General features: G+C 66.8%; 13 protein-coding genes and 1 riboswitch. Of the genes, 5 read left to right on the top strand and 8 right to left on the bottom strand.

Annotated elements, in window-relative coordinates; genetic code table 11:
* Nucleotides 1-78 precede the first annotated feature (78 nt).
* The 6 genes from HF999_RS18320 to HF999_RS18295 all read right to left on the bottom strand — a co-directional run bounded on the left by HF999_RS18320 (nucleotide 79) and on the right by HF999_RS18295 (nucleotide 6,886).
* Complete coding sequence (locus tag HF999_RS18320) at nucleotides 79-576, bottom strand: helix-turn-helix domain-containing protein (RefSeq protein ID WP_168547282.1); 498 nt, start codon at nucleotides 574-576, stop codon at nucleotides 79-81.
* Nucleotides 577-627: 51 nt separating this feature from the next.
* Nucleotides 628-1,110: a DUF6985 domain-containing protein gene (locus HF999_RS18315; protein WP_168547281.1), complete on the bottom strand. Its 483-nt coding sequence runs from the start codon at nucleotides 1,108-1,110 to the stop codon at nucleotides 628-630.
* The gene (locus HF999_RS22235; RefSeq protein WP_210733938.1) at nucleotides 1,107-5,471 is read right to left on the bottom strand and encodes an HNH endonuclease; all 4,365 of its coding nucleotides are present in this window, start codon (nucleotides 5,469-5,471) and stop codon (nucleotides 1,107-1,109) included. The genes HF999_RS18315 and HF999_RS22235 overlap by 4 nt, the downstream gene beginning before the upstream one ends.
* Nucleotides 5,472-5,519: 48 nt before the next feature.
* Entirely contained in the window at nucleotides 5,520-6,128 is a 609-nt protein-coding gene (locus HF999_RS18305) for a hypothetical protein (protein ID WP_168547280.1), read from the bottom strand.
* 46 nt (nucleotides 6,129-6,174) lie between these two features.
* Nucleotides 6,175-6,471: a WXG100 family type VII secretion target gene (locus HF999_RS18300; RefSeq protein ID WP_168547279.1), complete on the bottom strand. Its 297-nt coding sequence runs from the start codon at nucleotides 6,469-6,471 to the stop codon at nucleotides 6,175-6,177.
* 82 nt (nucleotides 6,472-6,553) lie between these two features.
* On the bottom strand, nucleotides 6,554-6,886 hold the full coding sequence (locus HF999_RS18295) for a WXG100 family type VII secretion target (protein ID WP_246208057.1): 333 nt from the start codon (nucleotides 6,884-6,886) through the stop codon (nucleotides 6,554-6,556).
* Between the two features lie 832 nt (nucleotides 6,887-7,718).
* Here HF999_RS18295 and HF999_RS18290 point away from each other — a divergent pair.
* From HF999_RS18290 to eccCa, 5 genes are all read left to right on the top strand, one after another.
* Nucleotides 7,719-8,912, top strand: coding sequence for a glycoside hydrolase family 183 protein (locus tag HF999_RS18290; RefSeq protein WP_168547277.1), 1,194 nt, complete (start codon nucleotides 7,719-7,721; stop codon nucleotides 8,910-8,912).
* Nucleotides 8,913-8,960: 48 nt separating this feature from the next.
* Nucleotides 8,961-9,257 (top strand): hypothetical protein, encoded by a 297-nt coding sequence (locus HF999_RS18285; RefSeq protein ID WP_168547276.1) that lies wholly within the window; start codon nucleotides 8,961-8,963, stop codon nucleotides 9,255-9,257.
* A gap of 66 nt (nucleotides 9,258-9,323) precedes the next feature.
* Nucleotides 9,324-10,682 carry an EsaB/YukD family protein gene (locus HF999_RS18280; protein WP_168547275.1) on the top strand — a complete coding sequence of 453 codons (1,359 nt, stop codon included), beginning with the start codon at nucleotides 9,324-9,326 and terminating at the stop codon, nucleotides 10,680-10,682.
* 500 nt (nucleotides 10,683-11,182) lie between these two features.
* Nucleotides 11,183-11,716, top strand: coding sequence for a lysozyme family protein (locus HF999_RS18275; protein WP_168547274.1), 534 nt, complete (start codon nucleotides 11,183-11,185; stop codon nucleotides 11,714-11,716).
* A gap of 30 nt (nucleotides 11,717-11,746) precedes the next feature.
* Nucleotides 11,747-15,952 (top strand): type VII secretion protein EccCa, encoded by a 4,206-nt coding sequence (gene eccCa / locus HF999_RS18270; RefSeq protein WP_168547273.1) that lies wholly within the window; start codon nucleotides 11,747-11,749, stop codon nucleotides 15,950-15,952.
* 213 nt (nucleotides 15,953-16,165) lie between these two features.
* Here eccCa and metE read toward each other — a convergent pair whose 3' ends face one another.
* Together metE and HF999_RS18260 are read right to left on the bottom strand one after the other, a co-directional pair.
* Nucleotides 16,166-18,454 (bottom strand): 5-methyltetrahydropteroyltriglutamate--homocysteine S-methyltransferase, encoded by a 2,289-nt coding sequence (gene metE / locus HF999_RS18265; RefSeq protein ID WP_168547272.1) that lies wholly within the window; start codon nucleotides 18,452-18,454, stop codon nucleotides 16,166-16,168.
* 158 nt (nucleotides 18,455-18,612) lie between these two features.
* Nucleotides 18,613-18,768: riboswitch (cobalamin riboswitch) on the bottom strand.
* Between the two features lie 127 nt (nucleotides 18,769-18,895).
* Nucleotides 18,896-19,129 carry a DUF167 domain-containing protein gene (locus HF999_RS18260; RefSeq protein ID WP_168547271.1) on the bottom strand — a complete coding sequence of 78 codons (234 nt, stop codon included), beginning with the start codon at nucleotides 19,127-19,129 and terminating at the stop codon, nucleotides 18,896-18,898.
* Nucleotides 19,130-19,170: the final 41 nt, after the last annotated feature.

The following is a 19,170-nucleotide window of genomic DNA, read 5'->3' as shown; positions in this document are numbered from 1 at the left end:
GTCACCAACTGGAAGCAGGCCATCGCGCAGTTGTCGGTGGCCTACCCGGAACGCATCAACCAGCACCTCTAAGCATGGCTAACAGAATTCAGGAACGACGGACTTACACAGAAAACTTGACAAGCTCTCGAGCTCCGGGTCGGTGGAGAACTTGAACGTGTTCTCACCCCACGGCTTGATGCCCATCTCCCGCCAGATCTTCGCGACCTGACCATGATCGAGACCCAACCGTCTCGCCAACAGTCGCGAGGACCAGTGCGTCACCCCCAGACTCGCCGGCGGAGGCGTCAACGTCGCTGCGATCACCTTCTCCCGGTCCACCGTCGCCGGCCGCCCGGACCGCGGCTGATCAGTCAACCCCTCCGGCCCCACCTCGCGAAACCGCTGACACCACAAGGTCACCGTCGGCTTCGAGATCGACAGCCGCTGTGCGATCGCTGCCATCGTGACCCCCTCCGAGGCCCACAGCACGATCCGAGCTCGCGTCACCAAGCCCGACGGCATCGACGGCGTCCGCAGCCAGGACTCCAACAGCTCACGATCAGACCCGGACATCAAAACCGGCTCGGCGCGCATCCACCGATTATCCCACCGCGCCGATCAAAAGGATACTTTCAACACGCGCCACTAGAGGGCGATATTCTGAGGACCGACTTCGGCTATGGACTCGTTGACGAACTTGACGGCCAGACCTAGTTCGACATCCCACGTGCAGTTGTACATGAGGGCAACCACGCGGTCGGTAGAGCCGCGACCAGGGTACGGGACTTGAAAGAAGTCAGGCGTTACTATCTCGGAGAGCTCTTCCTTGCTGTCGATGACCGGCATGAGCCTGTCTGCATCGTCACCAAACTGCTCGCGCAGCCCAGGTCGGAGTCGGAGGTATTCCCCATAGAGGGCACTATCGGCGAGTGCGCACAGTTCTGCCTTTCGCGCAGTGAAGTGCTCCACAGCGTCACGTTGGACGGGCTCCACCGGATCGGCTTCATCCCACCCGCCGAGAGCCATCCGCACGGTCAGTTCGCGACCAACGAAGGGTAAAATGTACGTGCCCTCCCAGCCCCCCGGCTCGCTGTAGGCAATCTCTCCGAGCACAGTGTCGTCGGTCACGCTTCTTCTCCTGTCGGTCGTAAGGTCTTCCCGGCGTTGAGCTCACCGATGCCGCCGAGATGCCCTAGGCGGTTGTTAACTATGGAGGGTACTAGCTGCATCGTCTTGAGATCGGGCTCCTCGTGCCACGTGTACTTGTTCTTGCTACGCCACTCGGCAACGTCGCGCGGTGATACGCCCCATTCCTTTGCGAGAAGTTTGTCGGCTGCCTTGAAGTTGTAGTCGCGATTCGTGGTCATGTTAGGAATTTCTACCTGCCCCTTGGCAACTGGACCGAAGTCTGGCTGCCCGTTTCTATAGCGAATTCCGTCGACACCCGATTCGCGTAGAATACGTTCAATAACTGAATTGCTTGAAATCCACATGGATTCACCGCGTTCACCCATCCAACGGCCATTATTCACTGGCGTCTGGTCAATTCGCTGCTTATACGACGACCCCGCGTCAGAATTGTTGTGTTCGGCGGCGCTGGAACGTGACCTATGGTCCACGCTCCTCTCTGGAGTTCCGGTCCGAACTGGAGAGGACGTCTTGTCGCCGATTGCAGGCGTGTCGGCTGTCTTCGATGCGTCAGTTCCCGAGGTCGCCTCGCGTTCGGGGCCGGGAACGGGCGTGTCCGCGTCCAGGGGCTTCACAGCACCCGCACCCGCCCGTTCGGCTGCGGGAGTGGTAGTGAAGGGTTTGTAGTTGGGTCCGGGGGTTGGTGTTACAGCTTTGGGTGCGGTCTCGGCTGCTGGTGCGATGCCGGTTGGGGTGATGGTGGTGTGGGGTTTCGGTGTCTCTAGCGGTGTTGTTAGGGGTATTGCTGGTTTCGATGTTGTTGGTGTGGGTCGGGGTGTGGTGAGCGCTTGGGTGGTGCGGGCTGCGTCGGCTTCTGCGCGGGCTATGCCGGTTTCGAGGCGTGCGGCGGTGGTGCTGGTCTTGGCGGCGCTTGCGCCTTTGACGGGGGCAATGAGTAGTGCTACGCCGACGTCGGCGGATCCGAGTTTTTCGGGGAGAGTCTTGTGGGGGTCTTGAAAGTCGGTGCCGATGGTGAGTTTGGACATGCCGTTGCCCCAGACGGCGGCTCGGCGTCCAAGTTGGTCGAGGGCAGGGCGGACAGGCTCACCGTTGCGGATATTTGCCAGGACCTGCAGTGCTGCCGAGTTGGTGTTGATGAAGTCCTTCTCGGTCTGCCAGACACTGCCGAACATGCCGATCTGGGGGAAGATGTTTTCGCTGGTTTTGGCGAGGTCACCCCAGCGATGCTCGCGTGCGGCAGCAATTGTCGCTGGATCACGGAAGGTGTCCGCTGCGGACACGACGGTGCCGATGGGAGTGAGTTTGAACAGTCCCGTGACAGTGTTGTAGAGGGCTTCGACCCGTCCCGCCTGAAATTGCATGGCCATCCGCAGCTGCGGATTACTGATCACCTCATCGGTGTTGAGCATCTGGTCGATGTCCTCGATGAACTGCTCCCGCAACGACAGCGGACGCGGCGCGGCTACAACGATCCGGTCGCCAGCCACCCTGTACGTTTGCGTCGGTGAGCCGGGCTGGGAGAGCGTGACCTGACCCGCACCGGTGCCGTCGACGGTCCATCTCTCGGTGATCTTCGTAGCAGGATCGGTTCGGACAGAGTTCACTGCCCCGGTGATCAGGTCCGTGGTGGAGAGCGTCCGTACCTTCGAAACGGGATCGGTGTGGTCGGTGATCTGCGTCATGTCAGGCAGCGTCGTTTGAGTACCGCTACCGCCAGGCAACCGCTCAGTGATCCGCCCATCCGAGCCGGGCAGAGCAACAGTACCGTGACCGGAGTTCACCGCACCGACCCCAGCAAGAAGCAATGACGCTCCACCATTGTTGGGGCTGGTCAAGGCAGTGGGGATCGCCGTCCCGGTGTCGGTGGGGGTGCGCACCGACACCGCACCATCGGCGGGGCTGATCGTGAGCATGCTCGCCAACGCGGGCATCGACTGCGAGATCGTTCGTGCGGTCTGCGGGGTCAGCCCGCCAGCGGTGGTGGGGCGCACCGCACCAGCATCCTCGACCTGCTGCCCCGTGCCGGTGACAGTCTCCACACCCGTGCGCTCGTCGCGCACCGAGACCGTCGCGTCGGTGACCCGCACGTTGCCGCTGCCCGTACCGATCACCCCAGGTTCCGAACCAGGACGTACCACGGTGCTCACCGCAGTGACACCCGAAGTCCCGCTGCCGTCGTTGCGAGGGGTTTCGATCTTCACCGCACCGTCTGAGGCATTCGGGCTCGCCGTGACTTGACCACCCCCCTGCGTGATCACCCGCCCCACAGACGGTCCAAGAACACCACCAGCAGCACCACCGGTCTGCGGCAACTGCACCGACACCTGGGACTCAGGCCTGTACGTACCGGCATCCAGCAGTCGTTGAGTCCCACCCGGCAGCACTGCAGCAGGGTTCTGCTGCACCTCAGGCGAGGCAGGAGCAGGAGCTTGCACCGCTTGCTGTGCGACAACCGACACGCCTGCTGCGCCGTACAGCCCGCTCAATGCGATAGTCGCTGCTTGTTCCCCTGACACCGGTGCGTCCGCGACAAGTGGGTACAGGGCGTTCTTGTTCGGGGCGATGTGCTGGGTGATCGTCGAGGTCTGGTCGTCGATCTTCTCGATGGAGTACCAGGTGGGTTGGTCCCGGCCGAGGGCATCTTTGGCCCACGGTGTTTTGATCGTCCGGGCGATCTGTCCGCTGCCGCTGTTGACCAGGATGACGGAGCCATCGCTGCGTTCGACCAGTTCTTCCCCAGGACCGGTCGCCACATCCGTGGTGAAGTTTCCGGGGCTGTCGGGGGTGGCGAGGATGTACCAGGCTTTGGGTTCTCCGCCTTCGAGGTCGGGGAGGGTGAAGGTGACGTACCCACCGTGGTCGGCGTGCACGTCCACATCGGACGTGGTGACCTGCACCTCACCGGTATTGGCGGCCGCCTGCCCGGCTTCGAGGTTCTTGAGCGTCAGGGTGTCGAGAGCGGAGGCGAGTGTTTCCTTCGCGCCTTCGCGGGCGAGTTCACCAGGCTTCGAAGCCCACTCCACCAGCCCGTAGACCCAGCCGACGAAGGGCACCGTGGCGGGCGCGTGCGTCGCTGCTGCGCCGGCGGCGGCGATGGGGTCAGTGAGGATCTGCGCGGGCGTCGCCGAGGCCACCGCCCGCGACGCACCCGCCACAGGGCTGACCGCGTTCGAAAGCAGTCCCGACCACGCCCGCACGGGGTCACCGCCGACACCGACCAACGCGGCATTGCCGGCGATGGTGTTCCCGAAGCGGTCCACCGCGCCACCGACGAACCGACCCGGAACCGAGACGACCTGGCCGACAGCGCGTTCGGCGACTGATTGCGTCTTCGAATCCGCACCCGTCCATCTGCGCCCGGCAGGCTTCTTGCGTGGCTGCTCCCGGAGCAATGTAGACGGCGCGGCGAGCATCATCATCGCCGTCGGAACACCCGTCGGATCAACACCAAGAATGTTCGTCGCCAGCCCGTCACGAACCAGCTTCTGCGCCTCCGGGCTGGTGGGATCGGTCAACAGCTGGTCCCCGACCTTGATCCCGTCTCCGGTCACCTGCGTGGCGAGTTGCTGCCCGCGCGCGGTGATTTGCTGCGGCACCGAGGTGACCGATCCGGCCGCCACGCCCAGCCCATCGACTGCCGCCCGCACGACGCGCCCCGGTGCGCCGCTCACGCCACCCGCAGCGGCCGACACCGCGCGCGATGCGGTGGACCGCACACCCCGCGCCGGGGCACCACCGGCCACCGCTCCGCCGGGCAAGGTAGAGAAGTAGTCATTGACCGGGACCATCGCCTCCGTACCGGCGTTGATCGCTGCGGCCGCCTGCTGCCCGGCCACCGCCACCCGCTCATGCACCACACCCGCGGCCCGGACAAGTTCATCCCACTCCGAGCGAAGCCCGCTGTACTCGGTGAACGGGACGTTGACCTTCACCCACACCTTCTGCATGTGCTCGAACACCGCCCGCGCCCGCGCCTCCAGAGGCTTCAAAGCCGTCTGGCAACTGTCGAGTTCACGGGCGAGTTCCTTGACCCCCGAACCCACCCGCGAATACGAGTCGGCCGCCGCGCCGAGCTGCATCCCGAGCTCGCCCGGCACCCGCCCCCGGAAGAACTCACCCTCCACACCCACGAACGCCGGAAGCTCCAGGCTGCGGACCCGCCCCCGCGCGGTCTCCGCGGCGTCCGCGAACCCCAGATACAGGCGCGCGTGATCAAGCACCTCATCGACGTTCACCCCAGGCAGGGTGAACACCGCCTCGGGGAACCCGCCCACGATCAGATCACCAAGCAGTTCCAGCTCCCCGACGATGCCGTCGCCGGGCGTGATGTCCAGACTCATCGCGAAGGCCTCTCTAGGCAGTGAACGTGTAGTGCGGAGGGCGGGAGGTCAGGCGGGCAGGCGGATGCCGTAGCGGTCGAGGATGGTGCGTTCGACGTCAGCGAGGCGCTGCTGGTCGTAGGAGGCGACTTCGACGATGACACCGACGGTGGTGGTGCCGTACTGGAACAGCGTGTACCGGGCGGTGCCGTAGGCGGTGCGCTTGGTCTTAATGTCGGTGAATCGCTGAGAGATCGACACCGTCGGCAGGCCGCACGGGCCGGCCAGGGATCGCCGCCCCACCGTGGTGAATGTGTCACTGTCGCGGGCCGCGAAGGCTGTCACCAGATCGTTTGCGGTCAGCTTGTCGGTGGGCTGCTTCGGGTAGGCGATCCTGACGGTGATTCCGTCTTCGCCGTCGGCGCTGTCGATCGCGCCGACGGTGAACGATCTGCCAGCCGGCGGCGCGACCGGGTGCCAGCCCGCCGCGGCGGGAATCTCGACCTGCACCCGGTCCGCTTTGCCGAGGCTCAAAGTCGGTTGGGACTTCGCAGCGCACCCGGCGGTGACCGGCGCCGCAGACGCGGGGGCCGCCACAAGACCGACGAGGAAGGTGGCCGCCGCGACGGTGGCGGCGGTGATGCGCGTGGACGCAGACGCGAACGAGGACGCCGACATGGAACAGTGCCTTTCCGAGACGAGGATTCCGGTGAGGTGGTGTGGGTCAGTTGCGGGAGAGGGCGGAGCGGATCTGAGAGCGCATGTCACGCACCTGTTCGGTGTTGGTGCCCAGTGCGGTCTTCATCTGCCCGAGGATCTCGCTCACTGACGCTGCGGCGTTGTTCCACTTGGTCTGCACACCACGGTAGAGCACCTGCTCGTCGGCGTTCCACTGGGATTCCACCGACGCGACGTACCCCTGTAGTTGCTCCAGGTTCGCCTCGAGGGCGGCGACGATCGACGCCAGGTCATCGCCGGCCGTCTCCGCGCCACCCTCGTCGTAGGCATACATTTCTGACATGATCATCTCCTCATAGGGAACGCTTGGGTGCAGCCGCGGGAGTCCGGGCTGGGAGTAGAACTCAGGCTTGAGGGCCCAGGTGTCAGCGGAATTTCGCTTGATCCCAGGCCATTCCGCGGGCTGCCTGCTCGATGTGCGCGGCCTGCTGCTGCTCACCGGAGGTGTAGAGCTGCCCTGCGTGACCGACCGACTCCCGGATCGTCGTCAGCGCCGCGTTGAGCTCCTTGAACGAGGCGTCCCACCGCGTCGTCAACTGATCCCACGCGATGAACGACTGCCCCTTCCACGACGCCGGTAGCGCTTCCACCGCGGAGACGAACCGCTTACCCTGCGCGTTCAAGGCCCCCGACACCTGCTCGATATTGGTCGCGTGCGTGGTCACCGCATGATTGGCAACTGAGAAACGAGTACCCATAGCCGTCGTGCCCTCTTCTCCTGGAGGTAGTCGCGGTCAGGGGGTGAGAGCACCCCCTGTGCGATGTACGCCATCGAATTTTCGCAGAACCTTACAACTGGTTAAGTGGGTCTGCAAGAGTTTCCGAAACTAGCGTACCTTTCGTCACAGGCACTAGCGGCAGCGCGAACATTGCGATATCGTTCGCGCGATTCACATTAAACATTCAGGTTCGATGGAGCGATGTTCCAGTAGGACCACGATCAGTGGGGAGCATGCCGTGGCGAAACATGCGGTACGTCACAACCGATCTCGGGATGGATCGCTGCTGCTCTCGCGAGCGCGGGTCGCTGCGGTGGGTGTTGCGGCGGTCTGTACGGTCGCCGCATGCTCGACATCCTCAGCTCCCTCTCAGACAGTGCAGGCGGGTGCGCAGCCCTCCCAGGTCAGTGCCCAGGGTTCATTTCCCTACGCTGTGCCACCTGCGCCGGGGGTTCCGGGGCTCCCCGTTGTCGCCGCCGCGCCCAACGGACCTGGTGGACCGGGCGGGCAGGCCAAGCCGACGTCCCCGGCACCCGAGCCTCCGGGTGCGGGGCAGCCCGCGTTGCCGCAGGGCCGGTCGGTGACGAATGCCTTCGTCTCGAAGATCACTGGCGCCCAGTCGTATTCCCACACCGACAAGAACTGGAGTGTCGCTGGTGCGGCGTGGGCTGTGCCCTTCGCGGATTCGCGGGGTCGTACCCTTGTCGCGTTCGGTGACACTTTCGGTGGGCCGCGTGCGACCGGGGAGCAGGCCACGACCCCGCCCCTGGTTGACGGTAGCGGACTGAATGTGCCGATCATCCCGTCAGCAGTGAAGATTCCCGTCCCCGACATCCCGTTGGTCAACATCCGCTCCGGTGGCCAGCAGAGTTCCGGATCCGGTAGCGGCGGCGGTTCCGGGAACACCTCGGATGGCTCCGGTGGTGGCTCCGGGCAGCAGAGCCCCGGTGTCGGGTGGACGGGGACCACAGGGCCGACCGGATTCGACTGGAGATCCAATTCGCTCGCGGTGGCCGATGTCTCCAATCCGTCGGCGGGCATGAAGATCACCTCCTTCGTTACGGACCGACCGGGCCACGCCAAGGAGATTCTCCAGAGCGCGAAGGCGAAGGGAGCCGAGGAGACGGTCATCCCCACATCCGGCTTCGCCATTGGTGAGCGGATCTTCTTGACCTACACCTCGATTCGGAACTGGGGTCCCTCGTCGGGGCAGTGGGTATCGAACTACTCAGGCATCGCCTACTCCGACGACGGCGGCTCCACGTGGTTCAAGGACCCGAAGGCGGTGTGGCGCAACTCCGAGCGCAACACCGCCTTCCAGATGACGTCCGCGGTGGTCGTCGGCGACGAGGTCTACCTCTATGGCAGCCCTCCCGGCCGCATCGGCGGTGTCTTCGTCTCGAAGGCCAAGACCAAGGACGTGCTCGACTCGTCGAAGTACAAGGTGTGGAACGGTGGTGAATTCTCCGCGGCGGAGAAGACCGCCCCGTCCCCGCTTGCGTGGGGTGCGCTCGGCGACTTCAACGTCGCCTATCATCCCGGAGTTCAGCGGTTCGTGATGGTCAATACGGACATGGTGCGCAACGCGATCGTCATGCGCCAATCGCCGTCGGCGCTCGGGCCCTGGTCGGATCCCGAGGTCATCGCCTCGGGCACCGACTACCCGAGCCTCTACGCGCCTCGAGTGCTACCCGGGTCCTCCGGAAACGACCTGTACTTCGTGGTGTCCCAGTTCAACTCGTACAACACGTACCTGATGCACACCAATGTCACCAAGCAGAATCCGAAGCCGCCGGCGCAATTGGCTCCGATCACCCTGCCCGGCGGCGCGCAGGTGCCGTCGATTCCCGCCCCCGATGTGGGACAGAGCCCTGTGCCGAACGCGCCTTTCCTGCCGCCCGGACCGGCGCAGGGTGCGCCGAACGGGCCCACTAGCCAGTTGCCTCCCGCCACCGCCAAACCCTCTGCCGGGTCGGCCGCCGCGACCGAGCGCGCCGGCTCCTGATCGCTTCTGCTCCGACCCCGTCGCCTCGCCCCGGAAGGATCGAATCCGATGACCTCCTCGTTCTCTCAATTCCCGCTCGACGACCTGCTCGAGGCGAGCAATAGCCTGCGGGTAGTGTCCGCATCGTTGTCCGCTCCGGCCCGCCCGGTCGTCTCCGGCTCGGGCACCGAGGCCGGCGCTGCGGTCAACGCAGCCATGGCCGCTCACGCCGAGGTCAGTGGCGTGTTCACCGGTCAGTTGATCGGCAACATCGCCGAGTTCGGAGCTGCCGCCGACGGTATCGCCGCGCGGGCCTCCGCCTCCGACATCGCCGGTAAGGCCCTGTTCGACCGCGTGCAGCCGTGACGCCGCTCATGCCGAAGGCTGTGGCTGTGGCTTCGCTCCCCGCTGCCGCGGAGTCGGGAACGCTCGATGGCTGAATTCGCCCGGGTCACGGTCGTCGGCCCGCAGGACAACGCTGCCGACGTGACCGCGCCGCTTTCACGTCCCATCGCTGAGGTCGTCGATCAGGTCGCCGCCGTGCTCGGTCTCGACCCTTCCGACGAGTCGGGGTGGCGGCTCGCGTCAGTGGCTGCCGGTCCCCTCGCCGCGCACGGCAAGCTCGGTGACTACGACGTCGTTGACGGCGACATGCTCTACATCGTTCCCGCCGCCAGTGAGATCGCCGCACCGGAGATCTTCTCCGCGATCGACGTGGTCGCTGACTACGTCGAGGACGATCGTCGGATGTGGACCGGTAGCGCCCGGCATGGCGTCGTCGTGGGCTATGCGGGAATGCTGGTCGTCGTCGCGGCAGTCGCATTCGCCGTGACGGGCGGTCTCGTCGCCGGCGCGTGCGCCGCGGCGATGGGCGCGTTCATCCTCGCCACGTACGCAGCTCCCGAGCCGGCCCGGCACCTGGTCTGGATCACTCCGATCTGCTTCGCAGCCGCATTGGCAGCAGTGTTCCACACCTCGCCGTGGCCGCAGGTCGTCCTCGCCACCGTCGGCGGAGGCCTGTGCGGTATCGCCATGACCACCTTCGCCCTCTCACCGGCGCGATGGGCGATCGTCGCTTCGTCGTCGATCGCCGGGTCCGCCGCGATCGCCGCCGTGATCGCGATCCGATGGGGAGTCAACGCGACCGCGCTCGCGGCATGGATCTCCCCGGCCCTCATCATCGGCCTTGCCTGCGCTGGGCGGGCGTCGGTGGCATGGTCGGGATTGGGCGGCGTCGTGGCCCGCACCGAGGAGGAGTCTCCCGCCACGTCGTACCACGCGGGGCGTGAGCGTCCCGATCGACCCGAGATCGTGCGGCGCGCGGTCATCGCCACCGATCTCCTCGACGGAATCGTGTGGGCGTGCTGCGCGAGCGCCGTGGGAGCCGTCCTCGTCCTCGCGATCACCGGCGTCTGGGAGCAGGCCGTGTTCGGCGCATACATCGGGCTGGCATTCCTGCTGCGCAGTCGAAGCTTCTCGGAAGTCCGCCACGTCGCACCGATCATCGGGGTTGCAGTGACCAGTGCCTTCATTGTGCCCGTCGCTCTGGTCGGTCAGCGCATCGGCGACTCGGCACCGTTCATCACCGCCGCCGCGACGATGATCATCGCTCTGCTCCTCGGAGTGATGATCCTGTTCCTGGGCTACTTCGAGCTTCCGAGAGTCGCCGGAGCGCGACTGGCTCAGATCTGGAATGCCCTCGACGTGCTCGTACTACTGGGCCTGATTCCCATGCTGTTCTGGGCTCAGGGCATCTACCAGTACATACTTGGTACCGACGTGGGACGGTGACTGTGACTTCGAGCCCATCCAGCCTGCGATCCACACTCCCGCCAGCACCGCCGCAGCTGCGAGCGTTGCGAGCACAACCGACCACAGCACGATCATCACGACCGACGCCGTCGACCGCGGGGGAAGCTTGCCGTTCAGGACCGCAGCAGTGGTCAACTTGGTGCGCAGCGAATGCGCCTGCAGGATCCGCTGTCGCTCCGACCGCTCCCAGTGCACCCGCTGCGGCCGCTGACGCCCGGAACCCGTTTCCTGATCTTCGACCTGCATTCGGCAACGGTATCGCGTGCACGACCTCGAGAGGCAACTGCGTGACGAAGTCGACAGATCGAGCGTCACAACAGCATTCGGCGCACCGCTTCCCCACTGCCGTCCGTGGTGTCACGATCGCGATTGCGCTGATCGTCCTGCTGTCCGGATGCTCAGCGCGCCTGACACGCACACCCGATGCCCCCGCATCCTCGGCGCCTAGCGCACCGTCCGCACCGCGGGCGGCGGCGGCGATGGCGAAGTGGGCTGCTATTCACAGCGGGCCGTACCTGACTCCGGCGACCGCGCTCGAGTCGTACTCCTGGGCCGCCCTGGTAATGGGGAAGAACGCACCGCGCTGCCAACTCGGCTGGGCCACACTGGCGGCGATCGGACGACTGACCTCCGATCACGGCACGGCGCGCGGTCACCGCCTCGGCGACGACGCCGTCGTCCGTCCCGCCCTGCGCCAGCCGCAGAAGCCGGCGGCGAAAGACACCGACGGCGGCTTCTACGACGGTGACGCATCGGCGGACCTGCTCATGGGCCCGCTCCTGTTCGCCCCCACCGTGTGGGAGCAGTGGGCCATCACCGCAAGCTCGCAGACAAGCACTCCACCGAACCCCGACAGTCTCGATGACGCCGCCCTGACCCTCGCGCGCCTGCTGTGCGGCGCAGGCGCCGACATGTCGACACCCGAGGGCTGGCAGAAGGCCGTCGCCTCGTACAGGCCGGACCCCAAGTTCGTCGAGGCCGTCAACGCCCAAGCCAAGTCGTTCACCGACTAGAGACGCCGCCCCCGGCAGAAGCGAACAGTCATGTCGATCACCATCTTCCGTCGACCCGCCCGCGGGCGCGGTCCTGAACTGAACGTCGCGCCTGTCGATATCCCCGCCGTTCCCGCCACCGCCCGCGGCGCCGGCGGCATCTCCACGGTCGTCCGCGCGGTACTACCCCTCGGCGCGGCGATCGGCGCCGGAGCGATGCTGTTCTCGGGAAACAACCCGATCCGAATGCTCGCCGGTGTCGCGATCATCGCATCCATGGTGCTCGCCGCGATCGCCAGCGTCATATTCGCCCGCACAGGCAGCCGACGAGAAGCTCGCGAAGCGCGCCTGGGGTACGTGGACTACATCAGCCGACTGCGCCTCGGGATCGACCAGGACATCGTCGACTACCGCGCCGCAATGGCGTGGCGTCACCCAGCGCCCGAGGCCCTGCCGCAGATCGCGGTCAACCGTCTGCGCTTGTTCGAACGACGCCGCGGCGATATCGACTTCCTCGTCGTCCGCATCGGTGAGGGTATCGGGCCGATAGCGCGGTCGATCACCCTTCCCAGCCCCTCAGGTTCCGCCGCCACGCCCGATCCCGTCGCCGCGGCCCACGCGGACCGGCTCCTGCACCGCGCGGAATCGGTCATCGGTGTCCCGGTCGCCGTCCGCCTCCGCGGCACGGTTTCGGTACTGGGCCAGGGACACGAGACCGGGCGGACGATCACCGCCCTCGTCCTCGGCGCCGCTGCTCTGCACGCCCCGGCCGACGTTCAGATCATGCTGTGCACCACACCCGACGACATCGGCACACCACCCGGCCCCGACTCCGGGGCAGGCCGATTCGACTGGATGAAGTGGCTTCCCCACACGGCCGACCCGGGCCGCTTCGACGGTCCCTTCCCTGCCCGCCGCATCACCACCGACCCCGACGAGATGCGGACCCGGCTCGTCGAAATCATCTCCGCGCGGATCACCGCCCTCAGCGACCGGGGCCACCGCTCACGTTCGGAGTCCGCATGGGACGGACCGACACTGATCGTCATCATGACCGAAGCCGCCCGCATCGGCAGCGGCATAGGGGCGGGTATCGATCCAGCAGACCTGCTCCCCCCAGGCATCGGCCCCGAGCAGCTCGGGATCTGCTTCGTCACCGAAACCCTGCGCCGCGTCGACGAACCGGGCCACGTCGACACCCGCGTCCGCGTCACCCCGACCGGCGAGGTGGACGTGACCGACCTGACCGGAGTCCTGTCCAGGCTGCTCGGCGGAGACGACTCCGACGCCGACGATCAGACCGACGCCACCGAGGCCTCCACCGCCGCGCGGACCTCGCGGTCCGCACACGACGGCGACGACGTCAGGATCGCCGCCGCATCGATCAACGGGATCGACCTCGACACTGGACCGGGATGGGTCAAGCGTCTCATCCTAGGGACAGACCGCGGCATCGTCGACGCCTGGACCCTCGAACTGGCCACCGTCTGCGCCAGGCGACTAGCTCCCCTGCGCCTGGTCGCAGACCCGATCCCCTCGAGTGCACTCGAAGCCACCTTCGACCTCCCGTCCCTCCATGACATCGCAGATCCCGCAGATCTTGACCCGGCGACGCTATGGAGTAAGCCGAAACCGCTCGCCGAGCACCTCAACGTCCCAATCGGTGCGGACGCGGCCGGCGCGCCGGTCCGCCTCGACATCAAGGAATCCGGCCAGAACGGGATGGGCCCACACGGACTGTGCGTCGGAGCCACGGGATCCGGCAAGTCCGAACTCCTGCGGACACTACTGACCTCCATGGCCATCGCACACCCACCGGATCTCCTCTCCTTCGTCCTCGTCGACTACAAGGGCGGGGCCGCGTTCGCCGGCTTCGAAACACTTCCCCATACCAGCGCCGCGGTCGACAACCTCGCCGACGATCTCGGGCTCGTCGATCGCCTGCACGACGCCCTACTCGGCGAGCTCCAGCGACGTCAGCGTGTCCTCGCCGACGCCGGCAACCTACCGAACGTCACCGAATACCAACGCCTGCGCCGAATCCGCCTCACCGATCCCACCGCGGAGCAACTACCGCCCCTCCCCGCGCTGTTCGTCGTCATCGACGAGTTCGGAGAGATCCTCTCAGCCAAGCCCGACTTCATCGATCTCTTCGTACAGATCGGTCGGATCGGCCGCTCCATCGGCGTCCACCTGCTCCTGTCCACTCAACGACTCGAAGAGGGCCGGCTCCGCGGACTCGAGTCACACCTGTCCTACCGGATCGGACTGCGGACCTTCACCGCACAGGAATCCCGGACGGCACTCGGCGTCTCCGACGCCCACACCCTGCCCGCTGTACCAGGTTCAGCGATCCTCAAGGTCGACCCCGACGTCTTCACCCGATTCAAAGCCGCATTCGTCTCCGGCCCCTACCGGCCCAGCGTCGAACGCGTACAGAGCGAGGCCGCCCCCGAGGTGACCCGTTTCGAATTCCTCCCGGCGGCAGAAGAACCCGGCCGGCACACCTCCGCAGCACCCACCATCACCCCATCCGACACGACGACCCTCGACGTCATCCTCAAGGCGCTCGATGTGCCGGAACTACAGTCCCGCCGCATCTGGCTACCCCCGCTTCCGACGGCGCTGTCCCTCAACCAGATCGGCACCGACACACCCCCGCAGGCGACGGGCCTTACTGTCGCGATCGGCCTCGCGGACGAACCCAAACGGCAACGCCAGTCACCACTGACCGTCGACTTCCGAGGAACGTCAGGCAACATATACATCTCAGGCGCCCCGCAGACCGGCAAGACAACCACACTGCGGACCATTGTCGCAGCCAGCGCCATCAGCCACCCGCCGGCAACACTCGGATTCCACATCATCGACGCCAACGGAACAGCACTCACCGACCTCGAGCGCCTCCCCAACACCGGAAGCATCGCGACACGCTACGACGGCGACCTCGCACGCCGAATCGTGGCGGACCTGCACAGCAATCTCGATTCCCGCGAGCAGTTCTTCGCATCCCATCGCATCCAATCAATCGCCGACCTCCGAGCGCGCACCGCAAACGGCGAGCGATTCCCCGAGATCGAGACCACCGACATCGTGCTCGCGGTCGACGGCTGGGCGTCCTTCAAGGACAACCACGAAGACCTCGTCGACGTGGTCCAAGACATCGGCAACCGCGGTCTCGCACTCGGCATCTACATCATCATCGTCGGCGGACGATGGGCAGACCTGAGGATGTCGATGCAGGCAGTGATCGGCACCAAGATCGAACACCGCCTCAACGATCCACTCGACTCGACGATCGGCCGCGCACAGAACACACTGATCCGCGCCGATCAACCCGGTCGCGTCATCACCACTGACCCCCTCGGCGCACAGGCACAGATCGCACTACCCCACCTCCGCCCCGACACCGGTTTCGACGGGATCGTCGAACTGGCACGGCAACGCGCCGCCGGGCAGACCATGCCGCCGGTCCCCACCCTCCCCAACGCGCTCGCCTACCGACAGTTCCGCCCCGCACACCCCGAACACGACCCACTGCTCATCGGCATCAACGAGACCGACCTCGCCCCCCTCGTACTCGATCCCACCACCGACCAGCACCTGCTCATCATCGGCGAATCCCGCACCGGCAAAACGAACCTGCTCCGCGTGATCATCGAAGAACTCATCTCCACCCACACCGACGACCAACTCGTCATCGGCCTCTTCGATCCCAGACGAACCCTGCAACACTCCGTCCCCGACGACTACCTAGGCGGATACGCAGGCTCACCGCCCGCAGCCGGAGCCCTCGCAGCGGGCATCGCCGAGGAACTGCAACGCCGGCTCCCACCGGAAGACCTCCACCAGCAGACCGCCCCATTCACCGGCCCGCACATCTACCTCATCGTCGACGACTACGACCTACTCGCATCCGGCACCTCGAACAACCCCCTTGCCCCACTGATCCCGTACCTCCCCTACGCGGCCGACATCCGACTACACCTCATCATCGCCCGCCGCTCAGCAGGAATCAGCCGCGCACTCTACGACAACGTCATAGGCGGAATCCGCGAACACAACGCCACCATGATCCTCTTCTCCGGCGACCGCCAAGAAGGCAGCCTCGCACCCGGAATCCACCTCACCCACCAACCGACCGGCCGCGTCCGGATCATCCGCCCCCACACAGCACCCATGCACGCTCAGACCCTGCTCCTCGCGGACGATGAAACACCGAAAGTCGCTCCGAGCACAACGGCGGCAGGAGACTGACTTCTCAAGTGCCGCACACCGTCCGACGGAACTGAGCACGCCCGTACCGTACGCAGCGAGACCGAGGTAGTGCTCAGACGTCCGAGCCGCGATGCGCGCGACTCGCCGCGACCGACCGGAGATGCTGCAGGGGAAGGCAGTCCACGTCGTCCCGAGCGAGCAAGGGGCCCGGCCGCAATCGTGCGGCCGGGCCCCATCGTCGTCCGAGGTCGACTACAGCGTCGCGCGGACCGCCTTGGCCGCGGCGACGAGGTTCCGCAACGAGGCCACGGTCTCCTCCGTGCCACGGGTCTTGAGGCCGCAGTCCGGGTTCACCCAGAGACGCTCCGCGGGAACGGCTTCCAGAGCCGCGCGCAACGAGGATTCGACCTCGTCCTGCGCGGGCACGCGGGGCGAGTGGATGTCGTACACGCCGGGGCCCACCTGATTGGCGAAGCCCGCCTCGTTGAGGTCGTCGAGGATCTCCATGCGCGAACGGGCCGCCTCGATCGAGGTGACGTCCGCGTCGAGATCGGCGATGGCGCCGATCACGTCGCCGAACTCCGAATAGCACAGGTGCGTGTGGATCTGCGTGTCGTCCACAACGCCCGAGGTGGACAACCGGAACGAACCCGTGGCCCAGTCCAGGTAGGCCGGACGGTCCGCGGCGCGCAGCGGCAGCAGCTCGCGCAGGGCGGGCTCGTCCACCTGGATGATCTTCACGCCGGCCTGCTCGAGATCCACCGTCTCGTCGCGGATCGCCAGGGCCACCTGATCTGCGGAGTCGGCGAGCGGCTGATCATCGCGCACGAAGGACCACGCGAGGATCGTGACCGGGCCGGTGAGCATGCCCTTGACGGGTCGCTCGGTCAGCGCCTGTGCGTAGGTGATCCAGGAGACGGTCATCGGTTCGGCGCGGCGCACGTCGCCGTACAGGATCGGCGGCCGCACGCACCGGGTGCCGTAGGACTGCACCCAACCGTTGTCGGTGGCGAGGAAGCCCTCGAGCCGCTCGGCGAAGTACTGCACCATGTCGTTGCGCTCGGGCTCGCCGTGCACGAGGACGTCGATGCCGAGGTCCTCCTGGAGCCGGATCACGTCGGCGATCTCAGCCTGCATGCGGCGCACGTACTCGGCCTCGTCGACGCGCCCGGCGCGCAGGTCCGCCCGCGCGACCCGGATCGCGCCCGTCTGCGGGTAGGAGCCGATGGTGGTCGTCGGGAGGAGTGGCAGCCCGAGCCGGTCCCGCTGTGCGACGGCGCGTTCCGCGGCAGCGGCGCGGCCGGTGCCCGCCGCACGGAGGGCGGCGAGCCGGTCGCGGACGGCACCGTCGTTCAGGCGGGCGTCGGCCGCGCGCGCGGCGCGCACGCAGGCACTCTCCGCGAATTCGGCGGCCACCACGGGGCGCCCCTCGGTGAGTGCGCGGGAGAGGACCGCGACCTCGCCGATCTTCTCCTCGGCGAAGGCGAGCCAGGCACGCACGCCCGCGGCGCCCGCGGGCTCCGGAGCCGTCTCGGCGGCGACGGTGTAGGGGACGTGGAGCAGGGAGCACGACGTGCTCACGGCCAGCGCGGCGGCGGAGCCGGACAGAGTCCCCAGCGTGGCGAGCGCCGCCTCGAGGTCCGTGCGCCACACATTGCGGCCGTCCACGACCCCGGCGATCAGTAGCTTCCCCGCCAGGGCCGGCGTCCCCGCGACCAGGTCGACGACGTCGGGATCGGTGACGAGATCGACGGCGATCGCCTCGACTCCGGTGCCGGCCAGGGCTGCGAGCGAGGGCCCCGGCGAGCCGAAGTAGGTGGCGACGGCGATCGACGGGCGCTCGGCGGCCGATGCCAGCGCGCCGTACACCTTCGCGGCGGTGTCGGCGAGGCCCAGGCCTGCCTCGCTGACCAGCACGGGCTCGTCGAGTTGGACCCACTGCGCGCCCGCGGTGGCGAGGCGCGCGAGCAGATCGCGGTAGAGCGGCACCAACTCGTCGATGCGGGACAGCGGGTCGCCGGCGCCGTCGACGGCCTTGGACAGCGCGAGGAAGGTGATGGGACCGACCACGACGGGCCGGGCCGGAACCCCCTGCGCGAGTGCCTCATCGAGATCGGCGAGGATCTTCTCCGGGTGCAGCGAGAAGGCGGTCTCCGGGCCGATCTCGGGCACCAGGTAGTGGTAGTTCGTGTCGAACCACTTGGTCATCTCGAGCGGTGTGACCTCCGCGGTGCCACGCGCGGCGGCGAAGTAGCGGTCCAGCCGGTCCTCGATGCCCGCGACGCGGGACGGCAACGCGCCGAGCAGCTCTGCGGTGTCGAGGATCTGGTCGTAGTAGCTGAAGGTGTTCGTGGGCACGGAGTCCAGGCCGGCGGCGGCCAGGCGCGCCCACTCGTCGCGCCGCAGGCCCGCGGCGGTCTGATCGAGATCAGAGCGGCTCACGGAGCCCTTCCAGTAGCCCTCGATGGCGCGCTTGAGCTCGCGGCGGGGCCCGATGCGGGGAACACCGAGAACGGTGCGGGTGAAGTTCGGTGCGGTCACGGGTGGACCGTTCCTTTCGTGCGTAGCGGGCGGCGACCGCCTGTCCGGACGCACGTACGCACGACGACGAGCCCGCCTGTCGACGTCCCGTCCTCCTGCGGTCGCACGCCCATTCCACGAGGCGGCACACCACCGGACGCGGCGCGTCCGGTACAGCGGGCAGGTATTCGGACTCACAGGCCTCGTACTCGTTCCTACCGGTCGCTGCTTCCCAGACCGAGGGTCCAGTGCGTCGTCGCGACTTTCGTTCCTGCTCACCGCTGCGGGACAGTCCCGGATTCCCACCGGGTTCCCTCTTCACGTCGCGGCGCACCGCGCGCTTCGATGCCGCGTCCGAGGCCTCGGGCGGCAGACCAGCTGCGCCTCCAGCATGCCACTTCGCGCATGCGTGCCACGCGTCGGCACCGCTCGGAGCATCGCCCGGCGGTCTGTCCCTCCGGTTCAGTCGTCGACGGTGAACCGCTTGAGCCGGCTCGTCTGCCCGGCGATCAGCCGGACCCGCGACTTGGGCACACCGAGGTGGGCGGCGAGCAGGACGACTGCCGCCTTGTTCGCCTTTCCCTCGGTCGCGGGCTCACGAACGAACAGGGTCAGCGCACCGTCGTCGCCGACCTCGACGGCGGGCCCCTTGCGACTCCCCGGCTTGATCGTGCAGGTCACGGTCCGCGCGCTCATCGGTCCATGATGTCAGGTTCGCCACTGAGTACAGTGGATTC

Source organism: Tsukamurella spumae (assembly GCF_012396015.1).
In the GTDB taxonomy this organism is placed as follows: Bacteria; Actinomycetota; Actinomycetes; order Mycobacteriales; family Mycobacteriaceae; genus Tsukamurella; species Tsukamurella spumae.
This window is presented reverse-complemented; position numbering and strand designations above follow the sequence as displayed.

Bases quoted from the DNA above. Each gene is read 5' to 3' on its own strand.
- HF999_RS18305 (WP_168547280.1), bottom strand. From the start codon at position 6,128: ATGTCGGCGTCCTCGTTCGCGTCTGCGTCCACGCGCATCACCGCCGCC.
- HF999_RS18295 (WP_246208057.1), bottom strand. From the start codon at position 6,886: ATGGGTACTCGTTTCTCAGTTGCCAATCATGCGGTGACCACGCACGCG.
- eccCa (WP_168547273.1), top strand. From the start codon at position 11,747: ATGTCGATCACCATCTTCCGTCGACCCGCCCGCGGGCGCGGTCCTGAA.
- HF999_RS18260 (WP_168547271.1), bottom strand. From the start codon at position 19,129: ATGAGCGCGCGGACCGTGACCTGCACGATCAAGCCGGGGAGTCGCAAG.
- HF999_RS18285 (WP_168547276.1), top strand. From the start codon at position 8,961: ATGACCTCCTCGTTCTCTCAATTCCCGCTCGACGACCTGCTCGAGGCG.
- HF999_RS18280 (WP_168547275.1), top strand. From the start codon at position 9,324: ATGGCTGAATTCGCCCGGGTCACGGTCGTCGGCCCGCAGGACAACGCT.
- HF999_RS22235 (WP_210733938.1), bottom strand. From the start codon at position 5,471: ATGAGTCTGGACATCACGCCCGGCGACGGCATCGTCGGGGAGCTGGAA.
- HF999_RS18300 (WP_168547279.1), bottom strand. From the start codon at position 6,471: ATGTCAGAAATGTATGCCTACGACGAGGGTGGCGCGGAGACGGCCGGC.
- HF999_RS18275 (WP_168547274.1), top strand. From the start codon at position 11,183: ATGGCGAAGTGGGCTGCTATTCACAGCGGGCCGTACCTGACTCCGGCG.
- HF999_RS18320 (WP_168547282.1), bottom strand. From the start codon at position 576: ATGCGCGCCGAGCCGGTTTTGATGTCCGGGTCTGATCGTGAGCTGTTG.